Raw genomic sequence first — 17,606 nt, 5'->3', positions numbered from 1 at the left:
ACCCGCTAAACCTAAACCAAATATAAATCAACATAAATATGAATTCGAAAGTTTACTTACGGGGTATATTCCTCCTTGTATTTTCCTGTTTTCTATTTTCCAGCCCGGGCTTCTCACAAAGCAGGGTAAAAATACAGGGCCTGGTGAAATCCCCGGCCGGGGAAACATTGCCAGGTGCTTCTGTTACCATTAAAGATTCCAAACAGGGAACCGTAACCAATAACAAAGGGGAATTTAGCATCAATGCCGAGATCGGCAAGCTGCTTTTATTCAATTACCTGGGTTACCAGGCCCAGGCTTACGCCGTAAAAGGCGCTGCAACGATCACCATCACCTTACAGGAAAGTCCGAACACGATGAACGAACTGATTGTAATTGGTTACGGAACGCAGAAAAAATCATCAGTAACCGGCGCTGTAAGCAAGTTAAAGAATGACAACCTGGATGAGATCCCAACCTCGAGGCTGGACAATGCCCTCATCGGGAAAATTGCCGGGGTTACCATTCAGAACGTAAGTTCTGAGGTTGGCGCAGATCCTATAGTCCGGATCCGTGGATTCAGTTCCATCAGTGCCAACTCCCAGCCATTGGTGGTGGTTGATGGTTATCCGGTACCTGACGGGCTGTCTTTTGTTAATCCCCAGGATGTCGAATCCATAGAGGTATTAAAAGATGCCGCATCGGGTGCGATATATGGTTCAAGGGCTGCCAACGGTGTTATCCTGATCACCACAAAAAGTGGCATCTCGGACAAACCAAAATATTCGGTTAAATCTTACTATGGCTTTAAAAAACCCTATGCGCTGAACCCGATCATGAGCATTACCGATTATACCAAAATGCTGTTTGCCGAGGCGGCCTTAAGGGAAAATGACCCAACCGTACCGGCCAATGGCAAAAACCTGATCACCGGCCCCGAAAGGGCGGCTTACATCATCGAGGACCAGATCAGCGGGCTGCCTACGGACTGGCAGCAGGAAGCTTTGCAGGAGGCCTCCATTGCCAATATCCAGCTGGGTATTTCGGGCGGTAAAAAGGAGTTAAAATATTACATTTCTGCAAGTGGGCAGAAAGATCAGGCCATCTTAAAATACAGTGACAACGAGCGCCTGAATGTGAAAGCAAAGGTAGACGGGGCATTGGGTAAAAAGGTTGATTTCAGCATCAACTTTAATCCTTCTTACATTAAAACACAACGGCCGGCGGTTAATTTTACCGATTATTTCAGATTTGGCTCTTTCCTGCCGGTTTATCACAATGACTTTACTGCCGCTTATGTTCACCAGAATGCGCAATGGTCAGGTATCCTTCCCGGAGATTTTGTGCAGGCCCGTCATTTTAACGGCCTGCAATATTCGGGTACCATGCCCGATGGCACTTTCTGGAGCAGCACCGGGCCGGTGGAACCATTTGCCACCAGCAACAATACCCCGCTTTCTATTGCGGCGAGGGAAACCCGTGACCAGCAGACTTACAGAATGCTCGGCAGTGGGGACATTAGCATTAAGTTTTTACCAAACCTGATCTTCAAGAGTTCTGTTGGGGGCTATTTTTCCCAGCAGGAAAACAATACGTTCACCAAATCCAGTGCAAGGAAGGACGGAGATGTGAACGAAGCGACCATATACACCAAAAACTACCTGGATCTGCTGTTCGAAAATACATTAAACTACAACCTGACCAAGGGCAACCACAATTTTACAGGTTTACTGGGTTTTACAACGCAGCAAACGATGATCAAAGAATCGAATATCGTGGGCAGGAATTTCCCGACTGATGAATTTGAAACCCTGAACCAGGCCAGCCAGATTGACCAGGCGCTGACCAGGACCTTAAAGGACCGTATCGGCCTCATCTCTTACCTGGGCCGTTTGACCTATGATTACAAGAACAAGTACCTCCTGGCCCTGAGCTACAGGATGGACGGAAGTTCTTATTTCGCAAAAGGACAAAAATACGGGTCTTTCCCTGCGGTTTCTGCCGGCTGGGGAGTTACAAAAGAAGAGTTCATGAAAAACCTGAGCTGGCTGAGCAATATGAAAATAAGGGCCAGTTATGGCGCTACCGGAAACAATAAGATCGAAAGTTTTGCTTTTCAAAATTTACTGTACCCGGGAAATTATGCTTTTGGAAGCGGAACGGGCGATGTGAACCTGGGGCTTGCCCCAAATGGCGATGTACTGGCCAACCCCAACATCACCTGGGAACGCACCTTTGAATTCAATACCGGCATTGACCTGGGCTTTATGAAGGACAGGTTTGGCTTAACCTTAGAATACTACAATTCAAATACGGAAAAGCTGTTGTACAAAAGATCAACCCAGTCCTTTAGTGGTTCGTTCGAATATTTTGACAACTCCGGCCGGGTTAAAAACCAGGGCATAGAAATAGAATTCACCTCCAATAACCTAAAAAATGACAAGTTCCAGTGGACCACTGCCTTAAACTTTTCGGCCAACAGGAACCGTTTGCTGGAACTGGGCGGGGAACCTTTCCAGTACAATTACGGGGAACGCAATGAAATTTACGCGGCCATTGTAGGCCAGCCTGCCATACAGTTCTTTGGCTATAAAACCAATGGGGTATGGACTTCTCAGGCGCAGATTGACGAGGCAAAAGCCAATGGACAGACCTCTACCCTTGCCAAATACTTTGCACCAGGCGGTTTGAAGTTTGTGGATGTAAACGGGGACAATAAAATTGATGTGAATGACCGTACCACACTGGGCACGCCTTTTCCGGATTTTACCTGGGGCATCAACAATGCCTTTAAATACAGGGGCTTTGACCTGAACATCCTGATACAGGGGGTGCAGGGGGTAAAAGTGATCAATGGCGATGCCAATTACAATGAATCCAGAAGGTACAATGAGAATTTTAACCAGAACAGGTGGATCAGTGCTGCTCATCCCGGTGACGGAAAAACGCCTTATTATACCAATGGGGAAAACTGGCTGCTGACGGACTATGTAATTGAAGACGGTTCTTACGCCGCCATCAGGAACGTGATCCTGGGTTATACGCTGCCAGCAAAATTCACCAAAAAGATTGGGGTAAAAGGGCTCAGGGTTTATACCTCAGCAGATAATGTGGTGTACCTGATGGGCGGCTCTTACCGCGGCATCAATCCGGAGGCCAGGACCACCTCATCGCAGTATTCCTCTCCGCTTATTGATGGCTATCAGCGGGGGGCATTTCCAATCGCCCGTACCTATACGTTTGGTATAGATCTTAATTTTTAAATCATGAGATACTTAAAAAATGATCAGATGAAAAGCTTTAAATACCTCACTGCAGGGATCATGCTTCTTATAGGTGCAAGTGCCTGTAATAAAATTATTGACATTGATCCCATTTCCAATATCGGGGTAAATGCTTTTTACAGAAATTACGAAGAGACCAAAGCTGCGCTTACCGGGAGTTACAACGGTTTGCAAAAGCCCCTGGAATTTGAGTGGATGCTGACCGACCTGCGTACGGACAATTCCAAGCAAGGTGTAGCCAACAGCTCGGCAGCCATTAATTTTGAGTTCAATGAACTGGATATGTTCACTTTAAACTCGGCTCATGACAAGGTATATCAGTACTGGCTGGTTACTTACAAAAACCTGCGTTCGATCAATTATGTATTGAAAAGCCTTGGGGTGAGCTATGCCGGCGGACAAACTACTGTTGGCGAAGGAACTGCACAGATGAGTGTACAGCAGAAAAACCAGCTGGCCGGAGAAGCCTTGTTCCTGCGTGCTTATCACTACTTTAACCTGGTCAGGTTATATGGCGATGTGTTCCTGATCACAGAACCGGTTGATCCGGAGCAATCCAAGAAAATTACCAGGACACCGGTAGCGGAATGTTATCAGCTGATCACTGCAGATCTGCTGGCGGCGAAAGACCTGCTTTCGCAGGCTCCTTATGCTGCCGCAACCAATCCTGATGCCGGCCGTGCCAGCTCATGGGCTGCCAAAGCCTTACTGGCCAAAGTTTACCTGAGCACCAACCGCGCAGCAAGTGCTTTGCCTTTACTGGAGGATGTGATCAGCAACAGTGGTCATGGCATGCTGAGTGCATTCGCTGATGTGTTTTCCATCAACAATGAGATGAATAAGGAAATCCTGTTTGCGGTAAGATTTAAAGCCGGCGGCCTTGGCCTTGGCAATTTAATGGCCAACAACTTTGCCCCTACTTCTAGTGGCAGCGCCATTGTAAACGGGGATGGCAGCGGCTACAATTTCCCTACCAATGAGCTGGATGTAACTTATAAAACACCTGCTACAGGGCCGGTTGATGCCAGAAAAGCAGTGACCATGGCCAAATATTCGGCTAAACTCTATGTTAAAAAATTCATTTCACCGGTACTGGTTAAATTCGATGCGGAAAATGACTTTCCGGTACTCCGCTTCTCTGATGTGCTGCTGATGAAAGCTGAAGCCCTGGGATTTGGACCTGCAAGTGTGAACCTGATCAATGAGGTAAGGGCCAGGGCCGGAGCTACAGATGATACAAGTGGCGACTTCAATGCTGGCTTTTACAAATACCTCACAGATGGGAGTGCCAATGCCATCCATACACCGGCCCAGTTTTTAACGGCTTTACTGAATGAAAGAAGGCTTGAATTTGCTTTTGAAAACCAGCGCTTTTTTGACCTGGTACGGACCGGACAAGCGGTTGCGGTGATTAAAAACCATTTCGCACTGGAGTTTGATTCGCATTACAAAGCTTACAGGCCAGCTTTTACTTTGGCAGAGCTGCAGGCCAATTTAACCCCTGAAAAACTGCTGCTGCCCATTCCGCAGCGTGAGCTGGATGCAAACGACCAGATTAAAATTGTTCAAAATCCGGGTTATTAACCCTCAAAAAAATTGGATATGAAAGCTATAAACAACCTTGGTATACTTGTCCTGATGCTTGCGGCAGTTTTTCTGCAAAGCTGTAAAAAGGACAAAGTTGCTACCTCCAGTCCTGACAGCTTCAGCACTAAGGAGTTCAGTTACAATACGGCCACAAAACAGCTCAGCCCGGAAGCTGAACTGAATGGAGAACTGAATTCCCCCGCGGGTATAAAACTCATTTATTGCTATCTGGTAAGGAGCAATACGACAGATTCGCTGATCTATATCGGCAAACCGGCTGAGGGCAGCAGCAGCAATTACAAATTCAGTATCCCTCCGGCCAGTTATGCATCGGCAAAGTTAACCCAGGTTAGCGGCATCAGGGTAATGGTAAAGCATTTAGACAATACTTCATTTGAAGGCTTTATCAAACTGACGGCCTTTACCCCGCCACTGCCCAAACTGGAAGATGTTCCGGTGAGCCTGCTGCCTGATGCAACCGATAAAATTACCATTACAGGAAAGGCCAGCTCGGAGAATGGCCTGAAGTTGATTGAAATTTTTGACGATTACCAGGGCAGCTTTGTTTTGGTGAACAAGATAGACCTGCCCAATAATGACAAGACCTATAACCTGAACTATGTGTATACCTACCGTAAAAACGCCGGCAATTTAAAGGTGGTGGTTACGGATAAATTTGATTTGAAAGCAGCGGCTACGATCAATATCCCCTTAAAAAAATTCACGCTGTACAAAGACCTGCTGATGATGGCCAACGGAACCGCAGCAGCACCTTCTGCCAGCAGCTTCTTCTTTGGGGAAACAGGGGGAATAACCGGGACCTGCAGCATCAGCGGACAAGAGAAAAGCCTGGATTTTGTGACTTATTGCTCCAGCACTTTTGTATTTACCATTTATAGCCCTGCCAATACTGCTTCCATTGCGAAAAACTACAAATGCAATACTTTGATATGGGAACCGGATGCGGCAGACCTTAAGGCCACAAAATTCAGGACACTGATTCCTGGCACTGCCGATGCTGACCGGATCTATACCGCTTTTAACAACAACAGCATTACCGACCTGGAAGATGCTTTCTTTGGAAGCATCCTGGCCCCAGCCAGCAGTACAGTGAAATATGATGCTGCCGCGCCTGCTGCGAATGCTTTTAATTTAACCAATGCTTACCTGGTATGGATCAGGGTGCCTGAAGCTGACGGCACATTTACCAACCAGCTGTTAAGGGCTAAAGCGGTTAGCATTGGCAGTTCTGCCGCAGTATCCACCATGAAATTTGACATCCTTGTAGCTAAATAACTGGTCATGAAAAAACTCTTTTTCTCTTTGTTGTTCTTGTTCAGTCTGCAGGGCATGGCCAGGCAGGTAATTGTGGATAGTCCTGAAGCTTTGAAAGCAGCAGTAGCCAAAGCAAAGCCGGGCGATGTGGTCTATTTAAAAGACAGGGAATGGAACAATGCGGCCATACAGCTGGAGGGAAAAGGAACAGCCCTGGCACCGGTTACCATTATGCCGCAAACGCCCGGGGGTGTGGTTTTCAGCGGGCAGTCTTACCTTCAGCTGGCCGGCGAATATCTGCTGCTGAAAGGCTTTCATTTTAAAAATGGCTATAGCCCTAAGCGCGAGGTACTCTCTTTCCGGATCAGTAAGGACAAGCTGGCCAATCATTGCAGGCTGAGCGGCATTGTGATTGAAGATTACAGTCATCCGGAAAGGTTCAGGAGCGATACCTGGATCACCTTGTATGGAAAAAACAACAGGATTGATCACTCCACATTTGTGAACAAACTGAATTCCGGGCCGGTCATCATTGCAGAACTTGATGATGAGCGGAGCCGACAGAACAACCACAGCATAGACAGCAATTATTTCAAAGGCCGTCAGCGTTTCGGTTCCAATGGCGGTGAAACCATCCGGATCGGGGTTTCCAGGTATTCACTGACCGCATCAGGCACAAAGATCAGGTACAATTATTTTGAGCGCTGTAATGGCGAAGTGGAGATCGTTTCCATTAAATCAGGAGAAAACCAGGTCAGTTTCAATACTTTTTTTGAATGTGAGGGTGGCCTGGTACTGAGGCATGGATCTGGAAATGTCGTGGAGGGCAACTTTTTTATCGGCAACAACAAACCCTTCACCGGGGGGGTACGCGTGATCAATCCCAGGCAGAAAGTCATCAACAATGTTTTCTGGCAGTTGCGGGGCAACAATTTCAGGTCTGCGCTTTCGGTTTTAAATGGGGTACCGAATTCGCTGATCAACAGGTATTACCAGGTAAAGGACGCTGAGATCAGCCACAACACTTTCTGCTATAGTGAAAGTATTTTGTTTGGTGCGGGCAAAGATGCAGAACGTACCCTGGCCCCCGAAAATGTTTCCTTTAAAAACAACCTGGTCTTAACCCGGAATGACCAGGTGTATACGGATGCCAATAACGACAAGGGAATTGTGTTTGCCGCTAACGGACTGGGAGAAAGTTTTAGCGGAAGGGTACCTGAGGGTTTTCAAAAGACGAAGGTAAAAACCCTTAAAATTAAAGGGTTTGAGCTTCCTTACGATGTGTGCTATGGCGCGGACCTGAAAAAGCTGCCCCTGATCGGGAAAGAATCTGCAGGTGCGGCATGGTACAGACCAGGCCCTGTATTGCCGCTGCGCCTGCCTAAACGGTTTAGTGTAGGGATAGCCCAGAGCGGGGAAATTGCCGGCATTATTGCTGCTGCACTTCCTTTAGACACCTTGGTTTTCTCGGAAAGCGGTTATTATAAGCTAAAGGAAGAGCTCAGGATCAGCAAACCACTGGTGCTGATGGCGGCCAGGAACCTGAAGCGCAGGCCGGTATTGGTCAATGCCGCTGATCAGTCATTACCTGCTTTTATTACGATAGCAAATGGCGGAGACTTATTCATCAGCGGTATCGCTTTTAAAGGTTCTTATGAAAGTTTTGCGGCTGTTGATGCGGGCATCCGCTCGACGGACCAGGCGATGAACCGGCCTTATCGTTTAAACATAGACAATTGTGAATTTTATGACTTTAATGAAAGCAGCAACAGCGGGTTTAAGGCTTCAAAAGGCAGCTTTGCGGATAGCCTGGTGGTGACCAATTCCATCTTTCACCACATGTCGGGTTCGGGACTGGACCTGGCCGCAGAAAAAGACGATAAAGGGATGTACAATGCAGAATATACGGTAGTTAGGAACTGTACCTTTACCAACCTGCTGAGTACCGCCATCAACATTTATCGCGGAGGGAATGACGAGAGCACATTGGGCCCATTTGTAAGCATTGACCACTGCACTTTTAATGAAGTGGAAAACCGGGAGCAGGGAACGGTGGTCAGGCTGATTGGCGCACAGCAGGCCTCGGTAACCAACAGCAGTTTTTCTTATAGCGGACAAGGTGGAAGGGCCATTCTTTTCCAGGAATACAGATGGGATGATATCCTGGTGGATTATTGTAATTTTTATGCATCGGGTAAGATCGAATCTTTTTACAATAAAGCTGCAGGCGCACATATTTACCAGGTAAAACCAGTTTATGCGAGCCCGGAAAGGCTGAATTTCAAATGGCTGGGCAATGCCCCGCTTGCAAATGATCAATTGCCTGTTGGTATAAGCCAATAAGGATAGACCAGTGCTTTAAAAGACCGGGGCTGGCTGCCAGGCTGGCCCTATCGCTGTTTCCAGCCAGAAAGGTTTTTTCTGCTCCGTTTTGAGCTGCCATATCCCATATGCTTTTACCAGTTCAGCATCCATTTTAACAAAGCCTGGTAAAGGCGCTGCTCCGGCCACCTGGTTATTTTCCAGCTTAAGGTGGAGGGGCTGGTCTTTTAGGATCAGCAGGCTCCCCGGGTTGGTCACATAGTTGCTGGCCAGGGTAACTCCATCCGGCACTACGGTATTCTTTTCATCTTTCCCGGCCCCGAATACAAAAGCCTCGCGGCATTGCGTAATGATATTACCGCTGATCAATGCATTTTTTACCTGGAAATATTCGTGCAGTTCGGGTTTTTCAACGCCGTTCATTACGGTAATTGCCGCCCTTAAGGTCCGGCCCGCCAATGACTGCAAATGGTTGTGCTGCACTTTCTGGTTTTCCCCGATTATCCTGATCCCGCCGGTATTGTTTTTATCGTTGCCCATGAAATAATTATAACTTACTTCATTGTTGTTGCCATGTCTGAAGGTAACTGTGCCTTCGCATTCATAAAACAGGTTATGGTTAATGGTATTGTGGCCGGATTTGATGGAGATGATTTCTACCTCCCCGTCACATTTGTCGAAAATATTGTGGCTGACTGTGGTATACGAATCGGACATAGACCAGGTACTGGTTCCGATCCTGATGGTCTCTCCCCCATTTACGCCCAGTGGCGGACGGGGGCCAAAATAGTTGTGGTCTATTTCATGATGGTTGGGCTGATCACTAAGCCAGACCACCAGCGTAGTGCCGGAATGGGTTTTACCGGTTAGTGCACAATGATCAACCCGGTTACGCGTCCCGTACAAAGAGATCCATTTATAATCCGTGTCTTTATTTACCGGGTTATAGTTTTCAATGCTGGTATTGGTTAAGCGGCAGTTGGTTGCGGTTTTGGTAAACAGGATCACATCATCCTTTAAAGAATAACCGTCTTTAAAAGAAAGACCATCTACCAATAGCCAGTCGCCATCTATTTTAAGGTTACTGTTGCCCTTAAGAATGACCTTTCCGGCTTGTTCGGCCATTAATACAATGGGTTTTCCGGCGCTTCCCCGGCCTTTAAAGTGTAGCAGCTGGCTTTTCCATTCGCCGGTACGCAACATTACGGTATCGCCTGGCAGCAGTTTCAGCGCATTCAGTTCATCTGCATTTTTAATTTTATAAATGCTTGTACGCACATCCGGTACCGGATATTCCAAAGTTTTTTTGGCAGAACAGGCATTGCCCAGAAACAGCAGGAAAAGCATGCTGCAAAGTGTTAACTTTTTTGAAGAAGGGAATAGGATCATCATGACGCAGACAATAAGGTTTAAATTGGTTAACCAAATATAGCACCAATAAATTGGTTAACCAAATCAAAAATAACCGTTCTCTTCTGCGGCTGCACAATTTGGCTCTGAAGGGAGCCAAAAGGTGCTATGCCGCTTCAGAGAAGGTAATTTTTCTGTCAAGCAGGGTGTATTGTAAGTTAACTTAAAAATTACCTTCTCTGAAGCGGCATAGCGTCTTTTTAGTTTTTTCCTAAGAAAAAACTAAAATTATGCAGCCGCAGAAGAGAACGGTTATTTTTTAATTTTGTAATTGCCAACTCAATACTTATCTTTGCAGCACCATCAAGATGCTAGCCGTTATTGATAAAAGGACTTTAATAAGATTATGAACTTAATTTTGAACCATCACTTACATTTGCACCATCGCCAATTGGCGATGTATATGTAATGTTTTGTACTTCAAAACTTGTTTCCGACCTTATTTTCCTGTTCAATTCAATAATTCTAAAAGCAAAGCGTGAAAACACTTAAAATAGCTATCCAGAAATCGGGTAGATTAAACGAAAAATCAGTAGAGATCCTTAAAAATTGTGGTTTATCTTTCGAGAACTACAAAAGCTCCTTAATTTCAACAGTTACCAATTTCCCTTTAGAGATCCTTTTTTTGAGAGATGATGACATTCCTGAATATGTACAGGATGGAATTGCCGACCTGGGCATTGTTGGTGAAAACGTAATCGTTGAGGCCGGGGCACAGGTGACTTACCTGCAAAAACTGGGCTTTGGTAAATGTACCCTTAAAATTGCCATTCCCAATGAAAGCCCGATCACAGAAATTGCCCAGCTGGCTGGCAAAGCGATTGCCACCTCCTATCCGGTGATCCTGGAAAAATACCTGAAAGACAATCATGTTGATGCGGAAGTGCGCACCATTTCCGGTTCGGTGGAGATTGGTCCGGGCCTGGGGCTGAGCGATGCGATCTGCGATATCGTTTCTACCGGCGGAACATTGAAAAGCAATGGGCTGAAACCTTTCTCGGAAGTGATGAAATCTGAAGCGGTACTGATCGGTAAAGCCGGATCAGAACTGCTGCCTGAAGTTCAGGAACTGCTGCAAAGAATTAAGTCAGTATTGCGTGCGAAAGAAACCAAATACGTGGTATTGAACGTGGCAAAAAGTAACCTCCAAAAAATAGTAGACCTGCTGCCGGGTGTAAAGAGCCCGACGGTTGTGCCACTGTTTGATGAAGACTGGGTAGCGGTGCATTCGGTAATTGCGGAATATGATTTCTGGGAAAAGATCAACAGTCTGAAAGCCGCCGGGGCCGAAGGGATTGTAGTGATGCCCATTGAGAAGATCATTGCTTAAGTCCTGATTTTTAACAAAAAAACGTCTGTTTTACCATTAACTATTAGTTAATACTAAATCATAAAACATTGAAAACCTACAGTTATAAAGATTTAACTAAACAAGAAGTTGAAGAAATCTGTTTGCGACAGCTGGAAGACGATGTAAGCATACAGGAAAGCGTAAAATCCATCGTGGCAAGGGTAAAGACGGAGGGTGATAAGGCCTTGTTTGATTATGCGCTTTCTTTTGATCAGATCCGGCTGGAGCAGCTTTTTATGGATCAGCAGGAGATCAACACCATTGCGGCTACCATTCCTGCTGAGGCGAAAGCTGCCATTGATACCGCTTACCGGAACATCAAAACCTTCCACGCTTCGCAACTGCAGCGGGAGGACAAGGTAGAAACCATGCCGGGAGTGACCTGCTGGCGCGAAACCAGGGCTATTGAACGGGTTGGTCTGTATATCCCTGGTGGAACTGCAGTTTTACCCAGCACCTTCCTGATGCTTGGTATTCCGGCCGTACTGGCGGGCTGTAAAGAGATTGTGGTTTGCTCTCCGCCGCAAAAAGATGGCAAAGCCAATTGTTACCTGGCCTATGTGGCCACATTGCTGGGTATAGAAAGGATTTACCTGGTGGGTGGTGCCCAGGCTGTAGCAGCCATGGCTTACGGAACAGCAAGTGTACCGAAGGTAGACAAGGTGTTTGGACCAGGCAACAGGTATGTAACCCAGGCCAAGCAACTGATACAGGGAAATACCATGACGGCAATAGACATGCCGGCAGGCCCATCTGAGGTGCTGGTGCTTGCTGATGAGACTGCCATTCCGTCATACATCGCTTCAGATCTTTTAGCTCAGGCAGAGCATGGAATTGATTCTCAGACCATTTTGGTTGCCACCTCAAGTAAAACTATAGATGAGGTCATGGAGCAACTGGCGCTGCAGCTGCAGGTACTTCCCAGGGCAGCATTTGCAGCAAAGGCCATTGAAAACTCTTATGCCGTGCTGGTGGAAGACCTGGAAGAAGGGATGAAATTCAGCAATGTGTATGCACCGGAACACCTCATCCTTGCTACGGATAGCTTTGAGCGGCTGATCCCGCTGATCAGCAATGCAGGATCGGTATTTTTAGGAAATTTAACACCGGAAAGTGCCGGCGATTATGCTTCCGGAACCAACCATACCCTGCCTACCAGCGGTTACGCCAGGGCGTATTCGGGCGTATCGATGGATTCGTTTATGAAGAAGATCACCTTTCAGCACATCACGCCGCAGGGTTTGCAGCATATAGGAAATACGGTTGAAGTGCTTGCCGCTGCTGAAGGGCTGGACGCCCACAAAAATGCAGTAAGCATTCGTTTAAAATCATTAAATTGAAATTGTATTGGTATTAGATTGAAATAAGTTTAATACACCCGTCATCTCGAACGAAGAGAGAGATCTCTTGTTTAGCTTAGTTCTAAAGATCTCTCTCTTCGTTCGAGATGACGGCAAATCTGAATAAAATGGATATTAATAAATTACAAAGAGAAAACATCAGAAACCTTCGCCCCTACTCTACCGCCAGGGACGAATATAAAGGCCAGGCCAGTATATTTCTGGATGCCAATGAGAACAGTTATGGCTCTCCGCGCAGTACAGATACAGCCCCGGCAAAGAATTATAACCGGTATCCTGATCCATTGCAGCTGGACCTGAAAGATGCCATCAGCAAAATTAAAGGGGTGCCTATTGAAAACACATTTTTAGGGAATGGCAGCGATGAAGCCATAGACCTCTTGTTCAGGGCTTTTTGCGAGCCGGGACAGGACAATGTGGTCATCCTTCCGCCAACTTATGGTATGTACGAGGTTTCAGCGGGCATCAATAATGTTGAAGTACGCAAAGTGAACCTGCTGCCCAGCTTTCAGCTGGACCTGGAAGGCATTGCCGAAGCCATTGATGAATACACCAAACTGATTTTCATCTGCTCGCCAAATAACCCTACCGGAAACTCGATCGTTCGTACCGATATCGAGACCGTACTGGCCAATTTTAACGGATTGGTGGTGATTGACGAAGCTTATATCAATTATGCCAAACAGCGTACTTTTATCAAAGAGCTAACCGAATACCCGAACCTGGTGGTACTGCAAACTTTCTCTAAAGCCTGGGGATTGGCTGCGCTGCGTTTGGGAATGGCTTTTGCTACCCGCCCGGTAATTGATGTGCTGAATAAAGTAAAGCCACCTTACAACATTAACCAGGCCACACAGGACATTGCCCTGGATGCACTGAAGAACATTGAGCAGGTAAACGAATGGATCAAAGCAACTGTTGCTGAAAGGGAAAGCCTGGGCAATGCACTGGCTGCCCTGCCCATGGTTAAAAAAGTACATCCTTCGGACGCAAATTTCATACTAATCGAAGTAGATGATGCGTTGAACACCTATAACGCATTGGTAGAAAACGGGATCATCATCAGGGACCGCTCTAAGGTTACACTCTGCGAAGGCTGTCTCCGGATCACGATAGGAACGCCCGACGAAAATAAAACATTGTTAGAAACGCTTAAAACGCTTTAAATTTGAACACCCGTAATTTTGGAATGATGGGGACAATCACAAAATAATGAAGAAAGTATTATTTATAGACAGGGACGGCACCCTGATCACCGAACCGGAGGATGAACAGATCGATTCCTTTGCCAAGCTGGAGTTTTATCCCAGATCGCTTTATTATTTATCGAAGATAGCTAAGGAGCTGGATTATGATTTGGTCATGGTGACCAACCAGGACGGATTGGGCACAGCTTCGCATCCTGAGGAAAACTTCTGGCCGGTGCACAACTTCATTATGAAAACTTTTGAAAATGAAGGTGTTGTTTTTAATGAAGTGATCATTGACAAAACCTTTGCCCATGAAAATGCGCCTACCCGGAAACCAAATACAGGTTTATTGCAGCATTTTTTAGCGGAGGGCTATGACCTCGCAAATTCATTTGTGATCGGAGACCGCATCAATGATGTGATCCTGGCTAAAAACCTGGGTGCAAAAGCCATCTGGCTGCGCAACAATGACCTGCTTGGGGCGAATGAGGTATTGGAGAAAGCGGATACGCTGGCTGAGGTGATTGCCCTGCAGACCCAGGACTGGGTGGATATCTACACCTTTTTAAGGGCAGGCAGCCGGATGGTACACCATGAGCGCAATACGAATGAAACCAAGATCAGTATTGACATTGACCTGGATGGCACCGGAAAGGCTGAGATCCATACGGGCCTGAACTTTTTTGACCATATGCTGGACCAGATTGCCCGCCACGGCAGTATTGACCTGCGCATTAAAACCGATGGCGACCTGCATATTGACGAGCACCATACCATTGAGGATACAGGTATTGCCTTAGGGGAGGCTTTCGCAAAGGCCATTGGCAATAAGCTTGGCCTGGAACGCTATGGCTTTTGTTTGCCTATGGACGATTGCCTGGCACAGGCAGCTATTGATTTTGGTGGCCGGGCATGGATCGTGTGGGATGCGGAATTTAAACGCGAAAAAGTGGGTGATATGCCAACGGAAATGTTCTACCACTTCTTTAAATCTTTTAGCGATGCCGCCAGGTGCAATTTAAATATAAAAGCGGAAGGGGACAACGAACATCATAAAATTGAAGCTATATTTAAGGCTTTTGCCAAAGCGATTAAAGTAGCGATTAAACGGGATCCGGATAAGTTAGTCTTACCGAGTACTAAAGGGGTATTGTAATGATTGGAATTGTAAATTATGGGGCTGGTAATATCTTTTCGCTGACATCGGCATTGGACAGGCTGGCCCTGCCTTATGGCATGGTGAACACGGAGGCCGATCTGGATAAATATACCCACATCATCATCCCCGGGGTTGGGCATGCCGGTGCTGCGATGAAAAAGCTGGAGCAGACCGGCCTGGTAAGGCCTATTAAGGCTTTAAAAAAGCCGGTACTGGGCATTTGTGTGGGCATGCAGTTGTTAACCGAACATTCTGAAGAAGGTGATGCCGTTTTAATGGACATCGTACCTGTAAAAACGAGGTTATTCAATAAGGATCAAGGGATTAAGATCCCGCATATGGGATGGAATAACATCAGCCCGAAAAACAATTTGCTCTTTGAAGGTGTTGAAGAGGGTACACAATTTTATTTTGTGCATTCGTACTTTATTGAATATAACGCTACTTTTGACATCGCAACTGCAAATTACGGGATGCCCTTTTCTGCAGCGGTGCAAAAAGACAATTTCTACGGCGTACAATTTCACCCGGAGAAATCTGGTGCCGCCGGAGAGCGTTTATTAAAGAATTTTTCAAACTTAAAACAGTAAAATGTATATTATTCCTGCAATTGATATTTTAGATGGAAAGGTAGTCCGCTTAACAGAAGGCGATTACAACCAGAAAACCGTATACGACGTTTCCATCGCTGAAATGATAGAGACCTACCGCTCTAATGGTACAGAATTTATACATATCATTGACTTAAATGGGGCTAAAGGAGATTTCAGCAACCAGAAAGCTTTGTTTGAAGTGATCAAAAAGACAGACATGCGGGTGCAGTATGGCGGCGGGATCCGTACCATTAAACAGGTTACCGACCTGCTGGACGCGGGTATCCACCGGGTAATTGTAGGCACGCAGGCCATTACCAATCCTGACTTTTTACAGGAACTGAGTACCGAAGTAGGCAAGAAATACGATTATGCCAACCGCATTGTGATTGCCATCGATGTACTGGACGAGGTGATCAAATATTCAGGCTGGATGGAAAGCTCGCCGATTAAATTGATGGATTACGTGGACAAATGCCTGCAACTGGGCTTTTTCAGGTTCCTGTGTACGGACATCAACAAGGATGGCAAACTGGGCGGAGCGGCTGTAGAGCTGTATAAAAAACTGCTGGAGCATTCCCCTTTTATTAAGCTGATCGCTTCTGGCGGGGTAAGTTCTATGAAAGACATTGAGGAGCTGGATAAATATGACATCCGTTCGGTTGTGGTTGGAAAGGCCATTTACGAAAACAGGATCACGATAGACCAGATCAAGGAGTGGAATTTAAAGCAAATGACTTCCCTGTAAGCTGATGTTAAGTAAACGGATCATTCCCTGCCTGGACGTAAAGGATGGGCGGACAGTTAAAGGCGTAAATTTTGTAGATTTAAAGGATGCCGGCGATCCGGTAGAACTGGCCTGGCAATATGCCCGGCAAGGTGCCGATGAACTGGTTTTCTTAGACATCACCGCAACACATGAGCGCAGGGGTACTACCATAGATATGGTGAAGGCCGTTGCCCGGCAGCTAAATATTCCTTTTACCATTGGCGGCGGCATTACTACGGTTGCTGATGCGGAAGCTTTACTGAATGCGGGTGCAGACAAGATCAGCATCAACTCGGCAGCAGTGCGGAACCCCCAGCTGATTGAAGAACTGGCTAAGGCTTTTGGGGTGCAGTTTGTAGTGGTTGCAGTAGATACCAAACTGGTAAATGGCCGCAATATGGTACATTTAAACGGCGGCAGGTTAATTACAGAACTGGAAACCGAAGACTGGATCCTTAGTGCGGAGGGTTTAGGCGCCGGTGAGATCTTACTGACCTCCATGGACCATGATGGCACCAAGAACGGCTTTGATTGCCTGTTGCTGGATAAAGTTGCCCGTTCCATCAACATTCCTGTAATTGCCTCGGGTGGTGCAGGCAAAATGGAACATTTTACGGAAGTATTTTTACAAACGGGTGTAGATGCAGCATTGGCGGCTTCGGTTTTTCACTTCGGGGAGATCCCTATTCCGGTTTTAAAAGAAGAATTAAAAAAACAAAACATACCGGTAAGGTTATGACTATAGATTTCGAAAAAACACAGGGTTTGGTTCCTGTTATTATACAGGATGTACAGACCCTGGAAGTGTTGATGCTGGGTTATATGAACCAGGAAGCCTGGGACAAAACACAGGCAGAAGGAAAAGTAACGTTCTTTTCGCGCAGTAAAAACAGGCTCTGGACCAAGGGCGAGGAAAGTGGCAACTTCCTTTTTGTAAAGGAAACGCATATCGATTGCGACAACGATACGATATTGATCAAAGCCAGCCCTGTTGGCCCTACCTGCCATACGGGTTCGCGCAGCTGCTTTAAAACCGGCTACAATCAGAACTTTATTTTTGAACTGGAGCAGATCATTGCGGATCGCTACGATAATCCTGCTGAGGAATCATATGTAAACAAGCTGCGTGCAAAAGGATTAAATAAAATAGCGCAAAAAGTGGGCGAAGAGGGTGTGGAAACCGTAATTGCGGCATTAAATGAGACAGATGTTGATTTTGTGAATGAAAGTTCTGACCTGATCTTCCACTTGCTGGTATTGTTGAGGGAAAAAGGAAAGACCCTTGCGGATATCGGTTTAAACCTGGAAGGCAGGCATAAGAAATAG

13 protein-coding genes are annotated in these 17,606 nt (G+C 46.3%); 12 read left to right on the top strand and 1 reads right to left on the bottom strand.

The window, feature by feature from the left end; genetic code table 11:
- The first annotated feature begins 38 nt into the window (after positions 1-38).
- From R2Q85_RS18820 to R2Q85_RS18805, 4 genes are read left to right on the top strand one after another with little or no spacing between them, the layout of a single operon-like run.
- A complete protein-coding gene (locus R2Q85_RS18820; RefSeq protein WP_316813336.1) occupies positions 39-3,242 on the top strand; it encodes a TonB-dependent receptor in 3,204 nt (1,067 codons plus the stop codon).
- 3 nt (positions 3,243-3,245) lie between these two features.
- Positions 3,246-4,847 carry a RagB/SusD family nutrient uptake outer membrane protein gene (locus R2Q85_RS18815; RefSeq protein ID WP_316813335.1) on the top strand — a complete coding sequence of 534 codons (1,602 nt, stop codon included), beginning with the start codon at positions 3,246-3,248 and terminating at the stop codon, positions 4,845-4,847.
- 18 nt (positions 4,848-4,865) lie between these two features.
- Positions 4,866-6,146 (top strand): hypothetical protein, encoded by a 1,281-nt coding sequence (locus R2Q85_RS18810; RefSeq protein ID WP_316813334.1) that lies wholly within the window; start codon positions 4,866-4,868, stop codon positions 6,144-6,146.
- Positions 6,147-6,152: 6 nt separating this feature from the next.
- The gene (locus R2Q85_RS18805; protein ID WP_316813333.1) at positions 6,153-8,468 is read left to right on the top strand and encodes a polysaccharide lyase 6 family protein; all 2,316 of its coding nucleotides are present in this window, start codon (positions 6,153-6,155) and stop codon (positions 8,466-8,468) included.
- Positions 8,469-8,483: 15 nt separating this feature from the next.
- Here the strand turns inward: R2Q85_RS18805 and R2Q85_RS18800 are convergent, their stop codons facing one another.
- Positions 8,484-9,839 carry a polysaccharide lyase 6 family protein gene (locus tag R2Q85_RS18800; protein WP_316813332.1) on the bottom strand — a complete coding sequence of 452 codons (1,356 nt, stop codon included), beginning with the start codon at positions 9,837-9,839 and terminating at the stop codon, positions 8,484-8,486.
- A 496-nt stretch (positions 9,840-10,335) separates the two neighbouring features.
- Between R2Q85_RS18800 and hisG the strand changes: the two genes are divergently transcribed.
- The 8 genes from hisG (at position 10,336) to hisIE (ending at position 17,606) form a co-directional block, all read left to right on the top strand.
- On the top strand, positions 10,336-11,187 hold the full coding sequence (gene hisG / locus R2Q85_RS18795) for an ATP phosphoribosyltransferase (protein ID WP_316813331.1): 852 nt from the start codon (positions 10,336-10,338) through the stop codon (positions 11,185-11,187).
- Between the two features lie 68 nt (positions 11,188-11,255).
- Complete coding sequence (gene hisD, locus R2Q85_RS18790; protein WP_316813330.1) at positions 11,256-12,548, top strand: histidinol dehydrogenase; 1,293 nt, start codon at positions 11,256-11,258, stop codon at positions 12,546-12,548.
- Between the two features lie 128 nt (positions 12,549-12,676).
- Positions 12,677-13,735 (top strand): histidinol-phosphate transaminase, encoded by a 1,059-nt coding sequence (hisC, locus tag R2Q85_RS18785; RefSeq protein WP_316813329.1) that lies wholly within the window; start codon positions 12,677-12,679, stop codon positions 13,733-13,735.
- Positions 13,736-13,781: 46 nt separating this feature from the next.
- Positions 13,782-14,915 carry a bifunctional histidinol-phosphatase/imidazoleglycerol-phosphate dehydratase HisB gene (gene hisB, locus R2Q85_RS18780; protein WP_316813328.1) on the top strand — a complete coding sequence of 378 codons (1,134 nt, stop codon included), beginning with the start codon at positions 13,782-13,784 and terminating at the stop codon, positions 14,913-14,915.
- Positions 14,915-15,508: an imidazole glycerol phosphate synthase subunit HisH gene (hisH, locus tag R2Q85_RS18775; protein ID WP_316813327.1), complete on the top strand. Its 594-nt coding sequence runs from the start codon at positions 14,915-14,917 to the stop codon at positions 15,506-15,508. Before hisB ends, hisH begins: the two co-directional genes overlap by 1 nt.
- Before the next feature lies 1 nt (position 15,509).
- A complete protein-coding gene (gene hisA, locus R2Q85_RS18770) occupies positions 15,510-16,259 on the top strand; it encodes a 1-(5-phosphoribosyl)-5-[(5-phosphoribosylamino)methylideneamino]imidazole-4-carboxamide isomerase (RefSeq protein WP_316813326.1) in 750 nt (249 codons plus the stop codon).
- A 4-nt stretch (positions 16,260-16,263) separates the two neighbouring features.
- Positions 16,264-17,019 (top strand): imidazole glycerol phosphate synthase subunit HisF, encoded by a 756-nt coding sequence (hisF, locus tag R2Q85_RS18765; RefSeq protein ID WP_316813325.1) that lies wholly within the window; start codon positions 16,264-16,266, stop codon positions 17,017-17,019.
- Positions 17,016-17,606, top strand: coding sequence for a bifunctional phosphoribosyl-AMP cyclohydrolase/phosphoribosyl-ATP diphosphatase HisIE (hisIE, locus tag R2Q85_RS18760; protein ID WP_316813324.1), 591 nt, complete (start codon positions 17,016-17,018; stop codon positions 17,604-17,606). The genes hisF and hisIE overlap by 4 nt, the downstream gene beginning before the upstream one ends.

Source organism: Pedobacter heparinus, assembly GCF_032678725.1.
GTDB lineage: Bacteria > Bacteroidota > Bacteroidia > Sphingobacteriales > Sphingobacteriaceae > Pedobacter > Pedobacter heparinus_A.
The sequence above is the reverse complement of the archived record's forward strand: the minus strand, read 5'-3'. Positions and strand labels throughout refer to the sequence as shown.